Origin of the sequence: Dactylosporangium sp. CA-092794, from assembly GCF_050948465.1 — a bacterium.
In the GTDB taxonomy this organism is placed as follows: domain Bacteria; phylum Actinomycetota; class Actinomycetes; order Mycobacteriales; family Micromonosporaceae; genus Dactylosporangium.
The window spans coordinates 374,536-392,787 of the sequence record NZ_CP192044.1 but is presented as its reverse complement, the minus strand read 5'-3'; the positions used below and the strand labels follow the sequence as shown (position 1 = coordinate 392,787).

19 protein-coding genes and 1 tRNA gene are annotated in these 18,252 nt (G+C 67.0%); 5 read left to right on the top strand and 15 right to left on the bottom strand.

Going from position 1 to position 18,252, the window contains the following annotated elements; genetic code table 11:
- Both ACQPXD_RS01730 and ACQPXD_RS01725 read right to left on the bottom strand, forming a co-directional pair.
- Complete coding sequence (locus ACQPXD_RS01730; protein WP_432834113.1) at positions 1-375, bottom strand: hypothetical protein; 375 nt, start codon at positions 373-375, stop codon at positions 1-3.
- Positions 372-2,831 (bottom strand): AAA family ATPase, encoded by a 2,460-nt coding sequence (locus tag ACQPXD_RS01725; protein WP_432834111.1) that lies wholly within the window; start codon positions 2,829-2,831, stop codon positions 372-374. The genes ACQPXD_RS01730 and ACQPXD_RS01725 overlap by 4 nt, the downstream gene beginning before the upstream one ends.
- Before the next feature lie 263 nt (positions 2,832-3,094).
- On the opposite strand from ACQPXD_RS01725, the gene ACQPXD_RS01720 reads away from it, so the two are divergent.
- Together ACQPXD_RS01720 and ACQPXD_RS01715 are read left to right on the top strand one after the other, a co-directional pair.
- Positions 3,095-6,361, top strand: a complete 3,267-nt coding sequence (locus tag ACQPXD_RS01720; protein WP_432834109.1) for an AAA domain-containing protein — start codon at positions 3,095-3,097, stop codon at positions 6,359-6,361.
- Between the two features lie 50 nt (positions 6,362-6,411).
- Complete coding sequence (locus tag ACQPXD_RS01715; protein WP_432834107.1) at positions 6,412-7,134, top strand: DUF6086 family protein; 723 nt, start codon at positions 6,412-6,414, stop codon at positions 7,132-7,134.
- 7 nt (positions 7,135-7,141) lie between these two features.
- Here ACQPXD_RS01715 and ACQPXD_RS01710 read toward each other — a convergent pair whose 3' ends face one another.
- The 7 genes from ACQPXD_RS01710 to ACQPXD_RS01680 form a co-directional block, all read right to left on the bottom strand.
- On the bottom strand, positions 7,142-7,666 hold the full coding sequence (locus ACQPXD_RS01710) for a DUF6221 family protein (protein WP_432834106.1): 525 nt from the start codon (positions 7,664-7,666) through the stop codon (positions 7,142-7,144).
- 369 nt (positions 7,667-8,035) lie between these two features.
- The gene (locus ACQPXD_RS01705) at positions 8,036-8,464 is read right to left on the bottom strand and encodes a hypothetical protein (RefSeq protein WP_432834105.1); all 429 of its coding nucleotides are present in this window, start codon (positions 8,462-8,464) and stop codon (positions 8,036-8,038) included.
- Positions 8,461-8,877, bottom strand: a complete 417-nt coding sequence (locus ACQPXD_RS01700) for a hypothetical protein (protein ID WP_432834103.1) — start codon at positions 8,875-8,877, stop codon at positions 8,461-8,463. Before ACQPXD_RS01700 ends, ACQPXD_RS01705 begins: the two co-directional genes overlap by 4 nt.
- A gap of 87 nt (positions 8,878-8,964) precedes the next feature.
- The gene (locus ACQPXD_RS01695) at positions 8,965-10,104 is read right to left on the bottom strand and encodes a hypothetical protein (RefSeq protein WP_432834101.1); all 1,140 of its coding nucleotides are present in this window, start codon (positions 10,102-10,104) and stop codon (positions 8,965-8,967) included.
- 30 nt (positions 10,105-10,134) lie between these two features.
- Positions 10,135-10,443 carry a hypothetical protein gene (locus tag ACQPXD_RS01690; protein ID WP_432834099.1) on the bottom strand — a complete coding sequence of 103 codons (309 nt, stop codon included), beginning with the start codon at positions 10,441-10,443 and terminating at the stop codon, positions 10,135-10,137.
- Positions 10,444-10,688: 245 nt separating this feature from the next.
- On the bottom strand, positions 10,689-11,297 hold the full coding sequence (locus tag ACQPXD_RS01685) for a hypothetical protein (protein WP_432834097.1): 609 nt from the start codon (positions 11,295-11,297) through the stop codon (positions 10,689-10,691).
- A 125-nt stretch (positions 11,298-11,422) separates the two neighbouring features.
- Positions 11,423-12,358, bottom strand: a complete 936-nt coding sequence (locus tag ACQPXD_RS01680; RefSeq protein ID WP_432834095.1) for an HNH endonuclease — start codon at positions 12,356-12,358, stop codon at positions 11,423-11,425.
- 635 nt (positions 12,359-12,993) lie between these two features.
- Here ACQPXD_RS01680 and ACQPXD_RS01675 point away from each other — a divergent pair.
- A complete protein-coding gene (locus ACQPXD_RS01675; protein WP_432834093.1) occupies positions 12,994-13,896 on the top strand; it encodes a hypothetical protein in 903 nt (300 codons plus the stop codon).
- 60 nt (positions 13,897-13,956) lie between these two features.
- Here the strand turns inward: ACQPXD_RS01675 and ACQPXD_RS01670 are convergent, their stop codons facing one another.
- On the bottom strand, positions 13,957-14,616 hold the full coding sequence (locus tag ACQPXD_RS01670) for a hypothetical protein (RefSeq protein ID WP_432834091.1): 660 nt from the start codon (positions 14,614-14,616) through the stop codon (positions 13,957-13,959).
- Positions 14,617-14,744: 128 nt separating this feature from the next.
- Between ACQPXD_RS01670 and ACQPXD_RS01665 the strand changes: the two genes are divergently transcribed.
- Complete coding sequence (locus ACQPXD_RS01665; protein WP_432834089.1) at positions 14,745-15,278, top strand: hypothetical protein; 534 nt, start codon at positions 14,745-14,747, stop codon at positions 15,276-15,278.
- A gap of 115 nt (positions 15,279-15,393) precedes the next feature.
- Positions 15,394-15,585, top strand: coding sequence for a hypothetical protein (locus ACQPXD_RS01660; protein ID WP_432834087.1), 192 nt, complete (start codon positions 15,394-15,396; stop codon positions 15,583-15,585).
- Here ACQPXD_RS01660 and ACQPXD_RS01655 read toward each other — a convergent pair.
- The 5 genes from ACQPXD_RS01655 to ACQPXD_RS01635 all read right to left on the bottom strand — a co-directional run bounded on the left by ACQPXD_RS01655 (position 15,551) and on the right by ACQPXD_RS01635 (position 18,248).
- The gene (locus tag ACQPXD_RS01655) at positions 15,551-16,006 is read right to left on the bottom strand and encodes a DUF488 family protein (RefSeq protein ID WP_432834085.1); all 456 of its coding nucleotides are present in this window, start codon (positions 16,004-16,006) and stop codon (positions 15,551-15,553) included. The two genes, ACQPXD_RS01660 and ACQPXD_RS01655, sit on opposite strands and share 35 nt — an antisense overlap.
- Before the next feature lie 19 nt (positions 16,007-16,025).
- Positions 16,026-16,559 carry a DUF6036 family nucleotidyltransferase gene (locus ACQPXD_RS01650; RefSeq protein WP_432834083.1) on the bottom strand — a complete coding sequence of 178 codons (534 nt, stop codon included), beginning with the start codon at positions 16,557-16,559 and terminating at the stop codon, positions 16,026-16,028.
- Positions 16,556-17,062 carry a helix-turn-helix domain-containing protein gene (locus tag ACQPXD_RS01645; protein ID WP_432834081.1) on the bottom strand — a complete coding sequence of 169 codons (507 nt, stop codon included), beginning with the start codon at positions 17,060-17,062 and terminating at the stop codon, positions 16,556-16,558. Before ACQPXD_RS01645 ends, ACQPXD_RS01650 begins: the two co-directional genes overlap by 4 nt.
- A 660-nt stretch (positions 17,063-17,722) precedes the next feature.
- Positions 17,723-17,860 (bottom strand): hypothetical protein, encoded by a 138-nt coding sequence (locus ACQPXD_RS01640; protein ID WP_432834080.1) that lies wholly within the window; start codon positions 17,858-17,860, stop codon positions 17,723-17,725.
- A 315-nt stretch (positions 17,861-18,175) separates the two neighbouring features.
- A tRNA-Thr gene (locus tag ACQPXD_RS01635) sits at positions 18,176-18,248 on the bottom strand.
- Between the last annotated feature and the right edge of the window lie 4 nt (positions 18,249-18,252).

The window sequence follows — 18,252 nt, the reverse complement described above, 5'->3', positions numbered from 1 at the left end:
TCACGCTGAGCGTTTTGTGGATGCTGTTTCGAGCTGCGGAATGAGCAACGTGACGTCGCGGAGCCAACCGTCGAGTTCCGCAATCGTCGGAGCCAGCTCATACGCGTGGTGATGCATCGCCCGAGACAGTCCGTACCACGCGGTGCGGGCCGCCGCGGCCGTGTCTGAGTCCGCGAAGGCCGGCAGGGCGAGAAGCTGGTGACGCATGGGTCTGCCGTTCACCGACGGGGCGACCCGGTCCCAGTACTGTTCCAGCGCCGTTTCGAGGGCAACGCGTGTGAGGCAGGCGCACCCACGCTGCCAGCAGCGGCGCATGCTCGGCGTCGGCTGGGCCAGCAGGTGAGCGGCCGCGTCCAGAAGCTGCCGCGGAGTCATCGCTGGCTCAGCCTCCGTATCACCTGTCGGGCGTCCTCGACCAAGGCGGTGAGGTCGCCGCCGCCGTCACCGTGTGCGCCGCTGTTGGCCGTAGCGACGACCCGTGCGGCAGCAGGATGCAGCTTGCCCAGCGCAGTAGACACCTCCCCGACTCGTTTCGCGTCGGACAGCAGCGCCAGCGCGAGCACCGAACGCAGCCCTTGGGTCTCGCTGATCGCCGTCTCGGTGTCCACGATAGCCACGCCGGCGAGGAAGTCCCGCGACCGGATGCGCTCGTGGCACGTGTACTCGATGGCATCGCGGATCAGGTTGCACACGACCGGAATCCGCACCGCCAACGACATCTCGTCGTCGTGCGCGATCGCCCACGCATCGCCCAGGTAACGCTGTGCCGGATCGCCGTGCCGGTCGTCTGTGACCGTAACCTGTGAGCGCGCCAGCCTGCTGACCCCGACGATGCGGCCCTTCAACTGCAGGTGCCGCACCGCTGCCGGCAGCCGGTCATCGTGGGTAAAGACGATCACCTGACGGTGCTCGGCGACCTGTGCAAGCACCTTGGCCAGGCCGTACACCTTCGCCGGGTCCATGGACTGCACCGGGTCGTCGATAACGAGGAAGCGGAACGGGCTCTCGGGCATCGTGGCACGCGGCAGGAAGAGCGCAAGCGCAAGCGAGTGCAGCTCGCCCTGGCTCATGACGCCCAGCGCCGCCCCAGGCACACCGTCGACGTTCACGTGGAGGTCAACCCGCCGGCTGGTGCCGGTGCCGGCCAGCCGGATCGCGCCGAGTTCCACGTTGCTCTCCTGCCGCAACATGTTCCAAATCTCGGTCGCGTCGTTCGCCACGGGCGCCAGCTTGTCGTTGCGGATCTGCTCGCCGACCTTCTGCAGCCAGCTGATCGCCTTCCGCAGCACCGCGAACATCTCGGCGGCGTGCCGGCTGGCCCGCTCGGTGTCGGCCCAGGCCCGGATCTGATCGGAGAGCGGCTGCCAGGCCTGTTGACGGCGCTCTAGCGCCCGCCGCGCGGCGGCCTGAGCGGGTTGCAGGGCGGCACAAAGAACGTCGAACGTGGCGAGCCCGGCTTCCGCGATCTTGCCCGCGTCGTCGGCGCCGACCAGATCGTCCCAGTGCTGCCACGCCATTCGAGCGTCACCGGATTCCACGCCCTCGGCGCCGAGGTCGACTCCAAGGACGGGCGGCAATGCGGGCACAAGATCGCGCAGCGCCCGGCGCGACTCCAACTCGGTTCGATGAACCTCATCCAGCCGTTCGGCCCGCTCGGTGAGTCGCACCAGTTCGCCCTGCGCTCGCAGCGCCCAAGCCTCGTCCAGGGTGCGACCCCCGCACACCGGGCAAGGCTGGTCCGGGCTGGTGTGGTAGTGGCGAAGCGCGTCACGCAGCAGTCCCGCGAGCGCTCGGGCCTCCTCTGCGGGGGTACCGGCCAAGTCCTCGATCTCCCGCAGTGCTCTGCCCAGCCGCTCGACCTCGGCGGCCACGTGGTCGTGGCTGACCAGTTCCAGGACGTCGAGCTGGCGCAACGGCACGACGTTCGCGTCGTCGGCCGGATCATCCGCGGTCGCGAGGGTCTCGAGCTGGTCGAGGTCGGCGACCTTGCCGACGAGTGCCCGTTCGGCGAGGCGGGCCCGCGGATCGGCATGCGCGGCCAGCGCAGATTGCAAGGCCGGCAGCTGATTGCCGGCCAGCTTCCGCCGATCGTCCATCTCCTTACGGGCAGACTTCAGCATTGCCTCGATCTCGACGAGTCGACCAAGGCCAAGGATGCGTTGGAGGGAGTCGTGCATCTCGCTGGGCCTGCCGCCGACCAGGCCGCCGAGCTCGGCATAGGACAGAAACGGGCGGTACAGCTCCAGCGGCTTATCCCAGCCAAGCTCGGCAACCGACTGTCGGCCCTGCCCAGCGACCTGCAGATATGAGGTGTAGTCGGCGAGGTGGTCCCCGCTCTGCCAGGCGTATTCAACGGTGGCCCCGTTGCGATGGCCTTCCACACCGAGCCGTACCCGAATATGCGGATTCTCCGTGGCATGCAGATTGCGCCAGCCGTCCTGCCAGATCATGCTCCGTCCGGCCCAGCGCTTGTTGTCGCCGGTCAGGGCGAACTCGGCGGCTTCGGCGAAACTGGACTTTCCCGAACCGTTTCGCCCGGTCACGATCGTGAGTCCCGGGCCCGGCACGAGGTCGAGCGTGGCGGTCTGGCCGATTCCGCGGAATCCGGTCACCTCGATGCTGGCGAGGTAGGTGCCTATCGGCTCCGACGACGCAGCCTCGCTCGGTGGGGGCGGCGGTCGGTGGGGCGGCCCTCCACCAAGCGCCGCCCGCAGATCCTCCTCGCCGAGCAGCGCGGCAATGATCAGATTTGTGGCGGCATCAGGTAGCTCGGCCTGGTCAAGGTATCCGAGGATGAGCTGGTCGACGGTGTCGGTGTGAGGAACTGCCATGTCATATGCCTCCTCACGGCCAGGTACCGCGCGTCAAAGGTCCGTGCGGACAGCGCGCAGCTAATGACGAATACGGCAGATCAACCCATGTTCCGCGCACCCCGTGCACACCACAATCGGCCGGTAACCCGGTGCCATTCCGGGTCCGCCGCCCACTTGTCAAGACTGTAATCGAGCAACTCCAATGCGTAGCATGCAAGCAGACTATTCGGCGACGATGGGGGTCGGTCTTGCCGGATTGGCGCGACGAAGTGTGCTCCGCGTTGGATTTCTGGATCAATGCCGTAGGTGGACCCACCCGCGATCCGAAGGCTCCAGTGCGTGTCGGACGCGCACGCCAGCAAGCGGAACGGGGCTGGTACGCGGTCGATTTGCGCGACGGCCGTGCGGACGCCGACCAAGTAGAGACGCTCCGCTTGGCCGGGGCCCAGGGGCCAACCGCCGGCGGCGCCTACCAGGTCATGGAGGCGGTACAAGACGGCCCAGTACTGCGGGTGCGGGTGGCCGAATTCGTCGACATCGCCGACGCATATTTGTGGCAGCAGAAACAGCCTGCCACCCACCTGATGGTGAAGCTGCGTGAAGGCATCGCAGAACTCAGCGATGCGGGCCTCGCCCATGACCTGGCGCTGGGCAGGCTAACACCGAAACCGCGCGCGGTTCGGCAGATAGCCGGCTTCACCCCACGACAGAACGAAGCCGTGGCGTCGTGTTTGGCACCGGGCGTACGGCTGGTGTGGGGACCGCCGGGCACCGGCAAAACGCGAGTCCTCTCCGAGGCGATCGGCGCCCTGCTCGCCTCCGGTCAACGCGTCCTGCTGGTGTCATCGACGAATATCGCCGTGGACAACGCCCTCCTGGGCGTGGTGCGACAGCGCCGGCACCGGCCGGGCGACTTGCTGCGCGTCGGGCCGCCTCACCATCCGGAGGTACTCAACCATCCGGATCTCTGTCTTCCGCAGTTGGTACGCGAGCGTCTCGCTCAGGTCGAGAATGAGCGACGGCAGGTTGAGCAACAGATCCTCCTGATCCGGGACCGAGAGGCAGAACTAACCCACCTGGATGAAATCGTCGCCGAATTCGACCGAGCGGCCTACCAACGCACGAAGGGACGAATTCTCGCGGAGGCCGCCATCCCCGAGTTGGCCCGCAAGGTCACCGCCGCGCAAGGCGGTGTCCGCGCCATCGATCGCGACGCCGAGGAACATCTTCGGGCGCTGCACGAGATCCGCAGGCAACTTGCCGACATGGCGTCGGCGCGGGCCGCGTACAGCAAAATCGACGCTCTTGAGCGCGAGCTCCAAGACCTGATCACGGCCGTCGACGCGGTGAGCGGACAAGCACTCACTGCCCGGCATGCAGCCGATCTTGCCGAGAGCGAGCTGGAAAGACTCGCACAGGGTGGCCTGCTCGCACGCATGCGCGCCGGCTCGACCATCCGCCGCCAACAGGAAGTGGCGAACACAGCGCGGACGAGGGCGGAGCGGCTTGCCGACGAGGCCAAGCAGGCGAACGCACTCGTCGAGCGCCGGCGTGCGGCGTTGCGCAGCGAGGCCAGCCGTTGGACTGCCGCGGCGACGTACAGCCGAGCGAGGATTGCCGAAGCGGACCGAGCACTGCGCGTGGCCGAGCGCGCCGAGGCCGATGCGCGGGCGCGGCTACGCCACGCCCAGGAGCAACAGGACCATGCGCAGCAAGCGCTCCTTGCGGCAGAGGCCCAAACACGTGCGACCAATGAGGAGCGCGCCATGGTCAGTGACGCGGACGCGCGCGACCTCCCGGAAATGGCGCAGAAGGCCGACAGATTGCGCCAAGAACTTGCTGGAGTGCAGCAGGCGCGAGCCGGGCTCGAACAGCAGCACGCCAAGATTTACGAGCAGTTTGAGCGGCTGCGGCGGGATGCGGAGGGCGAACTGATCCGGCGGGCGAAGGTGGTCGCCACCACGCTCGCGCGGCTCCGTACGAACAAGGTCCTGATGGACGGGCCGTACGACGTGGTCCTCGTCGACGAGGTCGGCGCGGCGAACGTGCCGGAGGTGCTGTTGGCGGTTTCTCGCGCCGGCCGCACCGCCGTTCTACTCGGCGATTTCATGCAGCTCGGCGCGATCATTCCCACAGCCGTTGAACGCGCCAACCGTCCGGATGTGGGTCGCTGGCTGCAACGGGACCTCTTCGAGCACTGCGGCATTGCGACGCCGGACGACGCACAGGCGCACCCGGGCTGCACGGCGCTCAACATTCAGCACCGCTTTGGTCCGGACGTCATGGGGCTGGCAAACGCGGTCGCGTATGGCGGCCTGCTGCAGGCGGGCTCCAATATTCGCGCCCACATCCCGGATGACCCAGAAGTCGTCTTCATCGACGTTGACGGCCTGGGCGACATCGCTCAGGTCCGTGCGACCGGCCGAAAAAGCGGTTGGTGGCCAGCCGGTGCGCTGATCAGCCGGGTTCTCACCGACTACCACCGCGTCCGCGGAGAGCCGGTCGGCGTCGTCACTCCATACGGGTACCAGGTGGATGCCACGCTCGAAGCGCTCCGCGACCAGGAGGTATCCGATGGCGTCATGACCGAAGTGGGCACTGCTCACCGGTTCCAGGGACGCGAATTTCCGATCGTCATCTTCGACCTCGTCGAGGACGAGTTCGACCGGCGATGGATGGCCTGCGCGACGCTGGCCGCCGGCCGTTGGGAACGCAACGGTGTCCGCTTGTTCAACGTGGGCGTCACGCGGACCCAGACCCGGCTGTACCTCATCGGCAGCCGCAAGCAAGTGAACGCGGCACCGAACGGCACGCCGCTCGCCTACGTGGCCGAACTCCTGCAGAACCGGCAGGCTCGCACGGTAAGCGCTTCCCGCCTCATCACGCCCACCGGAACTCCGCTACCAGCCGAACTGGGCCCGTTCACCAAGGAATTCGCCGAAATACTGGCGGCCCACGTGCGGGTGGACGACATTCATGACGAACGCAGCTTCTACGACGTCTTCGCCGGCTATCTGGCGGCGGCCCGTCGCTCCCTCTGGATTTGGGCTCCGTGGACCACCGGCCGCGTAAGGTCACTTTTGCCCGTGCTCGCTGACGCCAGTGCGCGCGGCGTGTCCACAGTCCTCTTCGTGCGGGATCCTGGCGACGACCTACAGGGCAAGGCCGCCCATCAACAGTACTTGGCCGATTTGCGGGGCACGGTAGATGCCGTGGTTGAGGTAAACGTCATGCACCAGAAGATCGTCGTCATCGACGAAGAAGCGGTGCTACTCGGCAGCCTCAACGCGCTTTCCCAAAGCTGGACCCGCGAGGTGATGCTCACCATGCGAGGGAGCCACTTCGCCCGAAAGATCCTCGAACACGAGCACGCGGCCGAGTTCGCACGACCACCGCAGTGCGGCGCGTGCAACGGCACAACCGTCGACCTCCGTCGACGCCACAACGGCGAGTGGTACTGGCGCTGCTACTCACGGACGTGTCCGCAATGGGCTCCGGGCGGCCGGAAGAACTGGACCACTCCGGCGCTCGATACGAAGCGTGCTTGACGAGCAGCCTAAGCGAGACGACAGAATTCCGACGGGTAGACTTCATGGGAATGATCGCGTATGTCGACGGGATCCCGTTCTGGGAGCCTGGCCAGTCCACCGCCCAGATGTTCTGCACGCAGGTGCGGGCGCTGGAGCATTGGATCCAGCGGTCCAGCGGGATCGTGGGCCCCGAGTCCGACGAGCTGTTCATCGACCCGCTGAAGCTGCGGGAGTTTCTGGTCTTCCAGCTCAACGCCTGGAACCGTCAGGGTTCACCGACCGTCAAGGCGATGATGCTCGGCGCAATGCAGGTGCTCGCCGCGCTGGACCATCACCTCAACGGATCACTGCTCGAGCTCAGCGGCAACCCCGAGATCCACAACGGCATGCACGGCGCCCTCCCGCCAAGTGGGTTGCGCCCGGCTCCGTGGGGTCCGCCGGCCGCGGCCGACCTGCCCCAGTCGGTACGGTTCGAACTGGCCGCCATCGTTCAGGACCTGGTCCGCGGCTGGTACAAGACCCTGGCCGAGCGCACCAGCGGCGGCTGGTCCACCGACCAACTCCAGACAGTCGTGGACGCATACCCGGTACCACTGCTCATGCCACCGCAGCGCATCCCGCCGGACCTCATCAGCACAGTCGACGCGGGTCCTGACGGACCACGCCGGACCAGCGTGATGTCGCTGTGGGACACGGTGTACGGCGTGTCGCGGCTGCGCCTACAGGTCGTTCACGACACCACCGGCCACCGCATCACCTGGCTCGGCTTCGGCGATCCGCCCGCCACGTAGGCGGCATTCATACAGCCCACTCAGGGTAGTCGGGATGGTCGGACCAGACCGATGCGTCGTTGCGAAGCTCCCGGCATGGAGCCGGCTCAGCACAGGTTCGGCACCAGTTCGGCTCGCGCGGTTCGTCGTCCTGAACCAGCACCTCGATCGTCTTGCCGTCCTCACGCCGGTACACCTCGTGGTGTTGGCCGTATTCGACCTGACCGCTGGCATAGTCCGGCTTGTGCCGCTCGATCCGCCGCCGCTTGGCCGCTACCTCGCGAATCACCCGCGCAGGATCATGACGGGCGATATGGATGTGCTGGTTGCGACTGCCAGGCACCACCGCGACCAACCCAACGCCTTCGTCGTGCGTCGGTGAAGGGCTCATGACGTTGGTACCGTCAAACGCTCGGACCTCCCGCCAGCCGCCGGGCTGGTCCGGTTTGACGTTCCACACCTGCGGTGCGTAGGCGCCGGCCGAGATAATGCTGGCGAGCGACTCGTCCTCGGCAAGCCGCGCCTCGATGAACTCCACCAGGTCGTTGGTCATGCCTCGATTCTCCCCAGCCGGCGCCGTCTGCGATGGCGGACCGGATTCTGGTGCTGCCGGCCGTCCGGTTCGTGCAGGCGGAATGACGTGCATCGGGCGGCCGGTATCCTACGATGCGCGCTTGCCCCGCGCCCTGACCCCGGTGCTGCTGCTGGGCGGCTGATCCGCGCCCAAGCCCCACGCCGCAGTGGCCGCCCCACCCTCGGCCGGTCCTTCCTCCGCCACCCCGCCTCGGCCGCGCGGTCACCCACGCCGAGCGCAGTTCCTCGCCGCCGCTGACGACCGCCCCGGCCACGAAGTCCACGGGCGGCGGCATCCCGCGGCCAGCGGCTCGCGTCCCCGAGCACTCCTCGAGACGTCGAGGGTGGGTCAGCTACCTTCGGCCCAGTACTGGTTCAGCCGCGTGATGGCCTCGTCCTTCGTCATTCGGGCCACGTCCGGTTCGGTGAGGCCGACTCGGGTGATAAGTAGGTGCACCACCTCGGCCGGGATGGGTTCGGCCGTTGGCACTTCAGGCCTGCCCCGAGCCGGTTTGACGCCATCGCGCACACAGGTCCAGAAGACGTCCTCGGTGACGTCGAGCTGGTCACGCAAGATGTGACTCCAGATGCCCGGACCGTAGGTGCTGCGGTCCGGCGGGTGGGAGATCCGGGTTCGCAGAATCCGGCCGTCCGGCAACGCCAGCTCGTACGTGAGGTGATGGGTGCCGGTCCGGCCGCGAGCGGTCCGGACGGGTTCCCACCCTTCGATCTCGCAGAACTTCTGGTGGTCTTGGCGAGTCGGCGTCGGCCAGCTCATGGGGCCGAGCCCACCAGCCACTCGCGCAGTTGCGCATCATCGCTGAGCTCGATCACCTGGACCAGCGCCCAGTTGTTCCGGTGGTTCGGGGCGTCCAGCAGCCGCTCCTGCCAATCGTCGGCGTACTCACGAAGGGCGAGGACCATCTCGTCGACCGCGTCGTCGAACGTCGAGGCGTCCGCGGCCACCGGTACCCCTGGAAGGAAGACGGACCATCCGCCGTCCTCGGCCACCACCTGTGGCGGCGGCAGAACACCGACGAGGCTCGCCCTCAGGCGGTCTGCGTCCACGACCGCTGCCCGGCCTGTCTCCCGCTGTACGGTTGCCACCCGGCCGCGGCGAGCAGCGTCGAGGAGATCCTTGAAGTGCGCTCGAGCAGCCGAGTAGCTGTCGAAATGCGCGGCAATGGACATGCGCCCTCCAACCGTTCCCAGTCCAGCATGCGACTCACCCACACGTACGTCAAGTACGTGACGTACGTGCGGGTTACGGCTCTGCGCTCATGTGGCCATCTCGTCGGCGGCGCTCGCGATGAGGCCGGCGCGTTCGAGGCGGTCCAGCAGGCTCGGCTTGCGGGCGTGTTCCAGCCGCAGCTGGTGCATCCGGCCGCGGAACGCCTCGCGTTGGCCGTCGCGTTCGCCGAGCGCCTTCAGGTCGGTCAGCAGTTCGACCGCCGAGTCGTACTCCTTGGGCTTCTTGGTCGCGATCAGCTCCGCCACCTGCTGCCACGCCCGCTCGTGGTTGGCGGCCAGCGAGTCGAGGCGCTGCTCGCGGGCGGCGGCGGCCGCTGCCTCCCGGCGCGCCTGTTCGGCCGCCGCACGCTCCTCGGCCTGCCGCTGCCGGCCTTCCCAACGCGTCTCGGCACCGGCCAGCAACTCGCTCACCGTCCGAGCACCACCCACGGCCTCCGTCGGCGTCCCGCCGCCGTACCGTCGCAGCAACTCGGCGCGAAGGTGGGCGCCGTCGCCACGCAGCAACCGCACGATGACCTCGTCCTTGTCAGCCGCCGGCAGCCGCTGTACCCACTCGGCCAACACTTCCACCGAAGGAGCCTGCGTGGTCAGGGGCGCGCTGGCCTGGGCCGCCGTGTCGAGCAGATCCTCGTCCAGGCGCAGGAAATCGGCGAGGCTCTGCAACGGCCCCGACAGCTCGCCCAGGCCGGGCGGGACCGGCGGCTCCAACTCATCCTCGTCCAGCTCCAGGTCCTGCACGCACAACAGCCAGGCCAGATACAGCAGCCGGGTGTCGCCGGCGGCCAGTTCCGCCCGGACGGGAACGATCGACGCGAGCCCGGCTTCCTCGTCCCACCACTCTTCGTCGCCGTCCTCGTCCCTGCTGGACAGGTAGAGGATCACATGCTCATCCGTCGCCCACGACGAAGCGGAGCCACCCATGCAGTACGTCGCCGCGAGATCCGGATCCAGCAGTTGTACCGGCAGCCGCAGTGCTATCCGGCGAGTGCCCCAGTTCGCCAGGTAGAGGTGAGCATCGAAGTACCGCTCCATCCATTTGCGCGGATCGGCCTTCAGGTCACCCCACTGGTAGTCGTTGACGAAGCTCGACGCGCTGATCCGGCCACGCGTCGACACCGCCCGCAACTCGCCCTGCTCGGCCAAGGTCAATGGCCGGTCGATCGCCACGAACTCGTAGTACTGGTACTCGCTCACGCGTCATCCACCCCAGTGCCGGTATGCCTCGATCCACTGCACGCCGTCGGGCGGCGGCTCCGGCAACGGCAGGTCCAGGATCGCGATTGCTTGCCGCTCGCGACCCCGGTGGCAGATCGCCACGATCCGGTCACCGCGCAGATCGACTCGGCGCACCGTGACCTCGACGCCGAGGACTCGCGTCGTGAACGGCAGGGCGAGGTTGTCCTCGATCATGGTGAACAGGCCCGTCAACTGCTCATCCTCGTTGTAGCAGTCAACGGTCGCCTCCTCGACCAGAGCATCGAGGTGTTGCCGACTTAGCGAACTCACCGCGGCAGAGTAGCCCGACCATCGACAGACTCACGCGGGAGGACCGGTCTTGTCGAGGCGGCGCCGAACGTCGATGGACGACCGGGCGCGGCGCTGCCGACGTCATTGTGCTCCGAGGGCGAGGTGAGGAGCGCCGCCGCCAGCGCCTCCTGACCGAATGGCCACCGGTTACCGCGCCAGCGGATCGTCACCAGCCAGCGAGGTGCGGGCAGTCGCCTCGCTGAGTTCCCCGCTTCTTGATCCGTTCACCAGTTGGCCGGCGTGTGCACCAGGCCGCCCGGCCTGGGCAGCGCGATCGCCTCCCACCGCCGCTCAGGCAGCCCGCCCGCGAACGAGGCAGCATCCTTCCCGGCGTCGATCTCGAACCCGATGACCGCGCAAGCGATCCCGACCTCCGCATGAACGGCATCCGCGACGGTACCCAGCCAAGCGTCGAGCGGATGCCGCCAGCGCAACGACACGGGGCCACCGTCGTCGCCGAACGGGAACGCGCCGACACGCCGATCGACACGACCAAGAGCGCCGAGCGGCAGGTTCAAAGTCAGCCACCGCTGGCAGCCATCCAGCTCGACCGACGTGCATCCACACACCACGCGGCGGCCGGAATGCAACGCCACGATCCCCGCAAGCAGTCCATGCTCCTCGAGTGAAGACACCTGCAGCGGTACCGCAACCGGCTCGTCACTCGCGATCCTGCGCGGATCGGCATAGCAGCCCTCAACACGCGCGGCCGCCCACAGCCGCACCAGCGCCGACTGCAGGCGCTCCGGACCGGCCCGTCCAAGCTCGATGTCGAGCTCGTAGAAGCCGCCAGACCAGTTCTCGCGATCATCGAGCCTCGTGGGATCACGCACTCCGTCATGGTCGCTCAAGGTCGGCCGGATGGGCGTTCGGGGCGGACTGCCGGTAGACGCCCCGCGCGGCATGCTGGGCGTTGCCGCCAAGGGAAACTCGCTGACCGACGACGGTGAGTGTGCGGTCAGGCGGCCTGATACACCGCGTCGACATGCCACTCCAGGAATTCCCGGTGCGGCCGATCGGCTTTCCGCTCCGGAAGCGCAATCTGCGTCCCGCTTCGGGAGTAGAACTCCTCGCCGTTGCCGAAGTCCTCGCGCAGCCGCGGGCTGACCAGCAGCCGGTGCTTCGGGTCGATGCTGAGGTACCCGCGGTCGAACATGATGTGAACGTCGGAACGCAACAGCAGGCCGTTGTCGATTCGGTGCTCACCGCCTTGAGGCAACGGCAGGATGTGCGCCGCCTGAAGCACGGGCCGGATCTTCGCACCAGTAATGGCGCAGCGATGATGATACGCGTCGAGCACGACACCCTTGAACGCCTGCTGGCCGAGCCGTTGCGGCTGCAGCCGCGGGTCGCCGTACACAGGTCCAGCGCGATGCCACGGCGCACTGAGATCGACTTCGAGAACCGTTCCGGTAAGCCGGTGCAAGAGGTCCATGAAGTACCCCGAGTAAGCGCCCTCGGCCAGGTCGTAGCTCTTGCCCTGCACGACGTTCGTAGCGAAGTCGGGCGGCGCCGGGGCATCCAATGCCGGCCCGAAGAAACGGGTATCGCGGATGAACAGGCACCCGATCAGCGGATCCTCGCGCGGCGAGATCGGCTCATTCCGGTAGCGGCTGATCGCCTCGCGCATCTGCTGAAGACTCGAAGCGCCGTTGCCCTCGCCGAGTAGTTCCCATGCCTCAGAGATGGTCAGCCGCGCGAAGCCGCTGAAGAAGCCTCCGCCGACGACACGGTTGTATGGGTGGTGGCTCTTGAAGAAAAAGGGCTCGCCGATCTCGACGGCTCCGAACCCATGCCTGCTCGACGGCCGCCAGAAGTTGACCTCCTGCAGCTGCGGCCGGTCGGCAAGGAACCGGTACCAATTGCCGTCCGTCACACCGACATAGGCCTTCACGACCGACCAGTCTGCCGTATGAACCGACCTCGTCCGAGCACAGAATGAGCACGGTGCGCCGTCCGGAAGCCCATCAAAATCGCCAGATCGCGAAAGGCCAGTTCAGGGGCATGATCAAGAGAGCCGACGGGGGGGGACTTGAACCCCCAACCTTCCGACTACAAGGCGAGTTCCGTTCGGTTTACGAGTATTGTGGCCGCCATTTAGTGCCGTCTTGTCCGGATTCTGGTCCAGCCTGGCGGACCGAGTCCAAGACGACAGAGCGGCGTCCAGAAACGGCGGAGCACGCGTCGAGCCCCGGCCTGATCCACAGTGGACGGTCCTACGCTCGGTCGCTGTCGATCAGTTGGCTGGGCACGGACGGTGCCCCCTTCCGCCGGAACGGATCGGACCGTACAGTTGCGTCGTTCGATCGGTTCGTCGCTCCTTCGATCTGATCTTTCGCACCTTGCCGCATCCGAAAGCGGAGCCCACATCACGGCGATCGTTTCGCCACCGGGCTGAGACCCCGCACCGCGGCTTCTCCTTCACCTGTCTTCACGTGCTGACGGACCTCGTTCGCCCTCACCTGCCATGCGTGCCCCGCCCGGGGCGCATGCCACCAGGTGCATGCCGTTCCGAGGAGGAGCCTCACCATGTCCCATCCGCAATCGCCGCGCCGACCGCGTTGGCTGCGTGCGCCCGTTCGCGACCGTTGCGACTGGCTCAGGCACGCCCGCAGCCTCGTGCGCCGAGCAGCCGCCGTGCCGACCATGGCACCCCACGGCCAGCTCTTCGGGTCCACGTTTGAGCTGTGCACCGTGCTGGATCTCGCCGAGCGCATGCCCTACCCACACCTACTGGACGCGTTGCCGACGTTCGAGGCGATCTGGACCGCCTGGCGGACCGGATTCGCGCCACCATTGGATGATCCAGCCGCGGACTTCGGCCGCTGGAACCGACGGGAGGAGACCGCGCCGGCGTGGCTGCACGCCGCCGGCAGCAACCTCGCTCAGCTCATGCCGATGCTGTACCGCTTCGGCGACACCGCCGAAGCGAGCCGGGCGTCACTGGAGACCTGGAACTCCCGCGTCGAGTCCTTCGCCACCCGCCGCCGAATCGCGGCGACCGAGGCCCCGGCATTCCGCGCGTTCTGGCGCGAACATCTTGCCGGACCTCGAGAGATGCTCCAGGCGCTCGGCCCGGTGCGCGCTGCGGACGTACCGTTCCGGGGCGGGCGCCGAATGGGCGACCTGATTGCCGGCACGAGCATGGTCGAGATCAAGACGGGACGCATGGAGGACCAGCAACTCGCCGAGGCAGTGGTCCAGGCCGTCGAGTACGCCTTGCTCGCCGAAGCCGAGGGGTACGACGTCAGCGATGTCGTGATCTATCTGGCGCGGTACGGGCTGGTCATCCAAACTCCGCTACAGGAGCTTGCCGATGACCTGGCGGGCTGCCGGACCGACCTCGCCGACGTCCGTCGCGCGCTGGCTCATGACGACTCGCCATGGCCTCCCAATGCCCGAGGACCCCACCACCAGGGACGCATCGAATAGCTACCGCTGCGTTGTAACCCACCTAGATATTTTCTAGGTGGGTTACGACCTTCCAGCAATTCAGGCGGGTGGCATGGGACCCCACCACAGCCGGACCCGGACGTCGTGTTCGAGGCCGGTGTCGAGCTGATGGTGGAGACCGAGGTCGACGATTCGGTCGTCAGAGGCGTTGAACGGGTTGGCTGCGCGCTCACCGAGGATCGGGCCAAGCGAGTCGATCAACGGCTTCCAGAGGTTGGTCCAGACTCGGCCGGGCCCAGTGGCGATCGCGACGGTGAGCCAGATCGGGGCGGCCGGGACTTCCTCGACACCGGCAGCGACGAGACTGTTGCGAAGCTGGTACTTCCACGCGCTGCTTTCCGACGACCCGCGAAGCAATGCGACGTGCCGACTGCCGACCGGCTCGTCCGTGGCGCTCGCCGGTTCGATCGCCAGTGTCGAGGTCGGCTGGTGGCGCTTCGTGGCGAAGGCGGCCGTGACCGTTCGCGCGCCGAGCCGCTGTACGACCGGCAGCAGGTAGTTGTCCAGATCGCGGCCTCCGCTATCGAGCGGCGTCGCCGCCGGGAGGGCAACGCCAAGCGCCAACGCGACGGGACCTGATGTCGGAGCTACCCGCTCCGCAACAACGTCGACTTCTTGCAGCCACCTGGCGAGCCGGTGCTGCCCAGGTGAGCCGGCCTTGTCCCAGCTCGCGAGTTCCGGCTCGACCTCGACGTTCACGGACCTAGACGGGCGCCGATACAGCACGAAGCTCGACGATACGCCACACCTTCCCGATCGATGCCATCCATGTCAAGCTATACAACATTGGGTAGTCGATTGATCACCAAAAGCGACGAGGAGTGCCGATGACGCAGTTGTCGCTCTTCGGGCTCGGCGACGGCGAGCCGGAGCGCAAGCCCGAGTCCGACGACGTGGTGCGGCTTCGGGTACTGATCACGGTAAAGGCGGCACCGAATCCGTCGGAGAAGTACGGCGAGACGGTCTGCATCGCCGGCCTCAGCGTCGACCTGAGTCAACGACGGTGGATCAGGCTGTACCCGATCAACTTCCGCGATCTCAGCTTCAACGACCGGTTCCGTAAGTACGACATCATCAGCGTCGACGCGCGACCCGCCCGCCAGGACCAGCGCCGCGAAAGCTGGAAGCCGTACCCGGAGACAATCGTCAACAAGGGGCACCTACGAGCGTGGGAACCACGGCGACCGCATCTGGACCCGCATATCGAGCACTCGATGTGCACACTCTTCCGCAACACTCGCGACCACGCCGACGCCCAGTCGCTCGCGCTCGTTCGGCCCAAGGACGTCAGCGGTTTCAAGGTGGAGCCGCACCCGGGCTGGATTCCTGAAGAGCAGAAAAGAGATCGACGCGTACGTTAATCAGCCCGATCTCTTCGACAGCAAGAACCGCACACCGCTAGAGGCGCCGCGGTTCAGGGGCCACTACCAGTACCGTTGCCATGACCCGCGCTGCAAGGGCCACAATCAAGGTCTGTTGGACTGGGAGTTCGTCGCCTTCCAGCGCAACCTCGGCGACATTACCGACGACGAAGCCCGCCGAGCGATCGAGGACAAGTTCTTCGGCCAGATGTGCGCCGCCGACCGTGAGGTCGCATTCTACGTCGGCAACCAGGCCAAGCGAGTGAACGTCTTCAGCGTGCTGGGGGTGTACTACCCGAAGCGGTAGACCTACGACGCTCCACTTCGCGGAGGACCACGTCGCGGTGGCACTGGCTCTGGTCGGCTTCGAAGCACAGCACGGCGACCATCTCGCGCCCGCTCGCGTCCGCCAACGCGTCGAGAGCATCGGCGGCGTCCTCGACCTTTAGCAGGCCGGCGAAGACGGCCTTCGCCTCTTGGCGCTCCTCGGACGAACCGCCGAAACCCGCCCGGTTCGACTTCGGGTTGCCCAGCTCGCGTCGATGCTCGTACCGAATGCCGGCCTCTGCCAATGCGGCTCCGAGCGCCGTTTTGCTCAACCCGCGCTTCCTGGAGATCGGCGTCATCCGGACGTCCACGAGCCGAGAAACGCCCGCGGCGACGAGCCGCTCGACGAGTTCTTCGAGCGTTTGTCCTTCGTACCCGACGCCCACGATGCCAGGCGACACGGTCCGTACCTCCGATTCCTTAACTTGCCGAGGCTATCCAGGTCAGCATGCGCTGACGCAGGACCGCGGAGACGTCCATCGCCTTGATGCGGTCGGCGAGGGTGTCGGCGTCGATCAGGTGCGCCTCGAGCAGCGCAGAGACGAAGACGAGGTCCTTCTCGCGGCCCGCGGCGAGCTTGGATGCCGCGCAGTCGTGCGGTTCCAGGCAGCGGGCCTGCGCGGTACCGGTGTTGGCGTTGGCGACCACGACGAGCCTATCCCGCCAGCCGTCCGGCAGGATCGCGGTTGAGGTGTCGACACCCTGGGCGTAGTAGCCGTATGTGCTGTCGAACGCTGACATCTCCCCGATGCCACCGTCGACCAGATCCGCCTTGCGCCCGTCAGGATCGTCGAAGAACGCGATGTCGACTTCCGTCGAGCGGGTGACGACCGGCGGCAGGAGATGCTCCGGTATCGCGCCGAGGATCGACTGGCTGCCGATTACCAGCACGTCGGGATCGCCGACGATCGCGGACACCGCCCGCAGCACGTGTTCGAGCTGCTCCCGTCTCATGCGGACAACGCCACCCGCGGGTGGGTTGCGTCGAACGCCGCCAGCACCTTCAGCCGCTCCCGCTCGGTCAACAGCCCAGCGAACGGCGTGTTCTGCCGGAGTTCTGCCGCCACCTCAGTACGCGAGGTGATCATGTCAACGACGGCGTCCACACCGTCATCCAGCAGTCGCCCCCAGGCGTCGAACCAGACGTCGGCGCTGCCGTCCGAGTGGACCTGCCGGCGGTGAGCGAGATTGCGGCGCGCCAGCACCATCCCGCGTTGCGGGTCGGCGACGAGTTTGCCCGCGACGGCGCGATGGAGCCACAGCGACTTCTCCACCTCACGCCGGAACGGCGGCCGCAGGATTTGCTCGACGTCGTCGCGGCGGATACGCCGATGCGTGCCGGCCCGGACAGACGGCAGCGTCCCGTTGTCACACAGGTCGACGACGTGCTGCCGGGAACAGTGCAGCAGCGCGGCGGCCTCGGTGGTCGTCAACAGGACGTGCGGGGTGGCGCTCACACCTCCATCGTAGTTCCAAACACCAAAAACGCTAAGGATTCCGACCAGCGCCCCTGCTTGCGCCTTAGCTTCGCGCAGCGCAGCCCCCTCGCTGACGACTTGACCTTCACGCGAAGGCAAGCGTTGATCGACCTCCACCGTTTGTTGCGAGCGTCGATGGACACCGCCTCCGCCAGCACCACCCTTGGTGCGCTTATTGCCGACCGCCGTCGGGGTCGGCCAAATCCCGCTGACTCAGCCCGAGCGACGGGCGCACGCCAATCACGCGGCGTGAGCTGTCACGGTACGAGCGCGGGTTGCGGCTACCCGGCGGCGCGATGGTGGCCGTGTTGGCCGAGTCGCTCGGGCGTGCCGGTCACAGTGCTCGCCGGGGCTGCCACTGCCACGCAGGAGCGCCGACAGCGCCGTGACAGGACCGCGACGCGGACACGATGACACCGCGCCGGAGGTGTCAGGGCGCTTGTCTTGTGTCATGACATCCCGTCGGCCTGGGGGTCAGCCTTCAGACTGACCGGCTGCCTGACCCTCCTGACCGCTCACTGGCCAGCGCAGGGCCGCTGTCACCGCCGTACCGATCAACTCCGACAGACCCCCCCAATGGGGGTCTGCGGTGGGATGGGGCGACCGCACGGTGCTCGGCTGGCTCTACGACTGGCGTGCTCACGACGTTTCAGATCGCCGACGCGGTGTTCCCGTCGTGGACTTCTGCCAGCGCAGGCTGCGCACCTCGCACGCCGCTGCCTGCTCGGCGGTCAGGTCGATCTTCTTGAAGGCGCCAGGTGCCTCCTCGACGCACAACTCCCAACCATCGCCCGCAACTCCTACGACAGCCCGACGGGTACATGCAGCGCCTACGCCACGCATTGCCAAAAGCCACGTTCATCGCCTTACGGTTACGCCGATCTCAAAGGCCGAGGCCGACACCCGCAAGGCCCTCGACGACACGTCGGCACATTGACAACCAGGTCTTACGGTGGTCAGTCCAGTTAGAGGCCAGCTCGCGCCACATCTGATGAGCCCGTCCGAGCGCAGAATGAGCACAAACCACGGCCGACCGATCCGCCACTAGCCACCAATGACCGAGAAAGTCCAGCTCAGGGGCTTGATCAAGAGAGCCGACGGGGGGACTTGAACCCCCAACCTTCCGATTACAAGTCGGGTGCGCTGCCAGTTGCGCCACGTCGGCTGGA

Bases quoted from the DNA above. Each gene is read 5' to 3' on its own strand.
- ACQPXD_RS01730 (WP_432834113.1), bottom strand. From the start codon at position 375: ATGACTCCGCGGCAGCTTCTGGACGCGGCCGCTCACCTGCTGGCCCAG.
- ACQPXD_RS01725 (WP_432834111.1), bottom strand. From the start codon at position 2,831: ATGGCAGTTCCTCACACCGACACCGTCGACCAGCTCATCCTCGGATAC.
- ACQPXD_RS01715 (WP_432834107.1), top strand. From the start codon at position 6,412: ATGATCGCGTATGTCGACGGGATCCCGTTCTGGGAGCCTGGCCAGTCC.
- ACQPXD_RS01710 (WP_432834106.1), bottom strand. From the start codon at position 7,666: ATGACCAACGACCTGGTGGAGTTCATCGAGGCGCGGCTTGCCGAGGAC.
- ACQPXD_RS01705 (WP_432834105.1), bottom strand. From the start codon at position 8,464: ATGAGCTGGCCGACGCCGACTCGCCAAGACCACCAGAAGTTCTGCGAG.
- ACQPXD_RS01700 (WP_432834103.1), bottom strand. From the start codon at position 8,877: ATGTCCATTGCCGCGCATTTCGACAGCTACTCGGCTGCTCGAGCGCAC.
- ACQPXD_RS01675 (WP_432834093.1), top strand. From the start codon at position 12,994: ATGTCCCATCCGCAATCGCCGCGCCGACCGCGTTGGCTGCGTGCGCCC.
- ACQPXD_RS01665 (WP_432834089.1), top strand. From the start codon at position 14,745: ATGACGCAGTTGTCGCTCTTCGGGCTCGGCGACGGCGAGCCGGAGCGC.
- ACQPXD_RS01650 (WP_432834083.1), bottom strand. From the start codon at position 16,559: ATGAGACGGGAGCAGCTCGAACACGTGCTGCGGGCGGTGTCCGCGATC.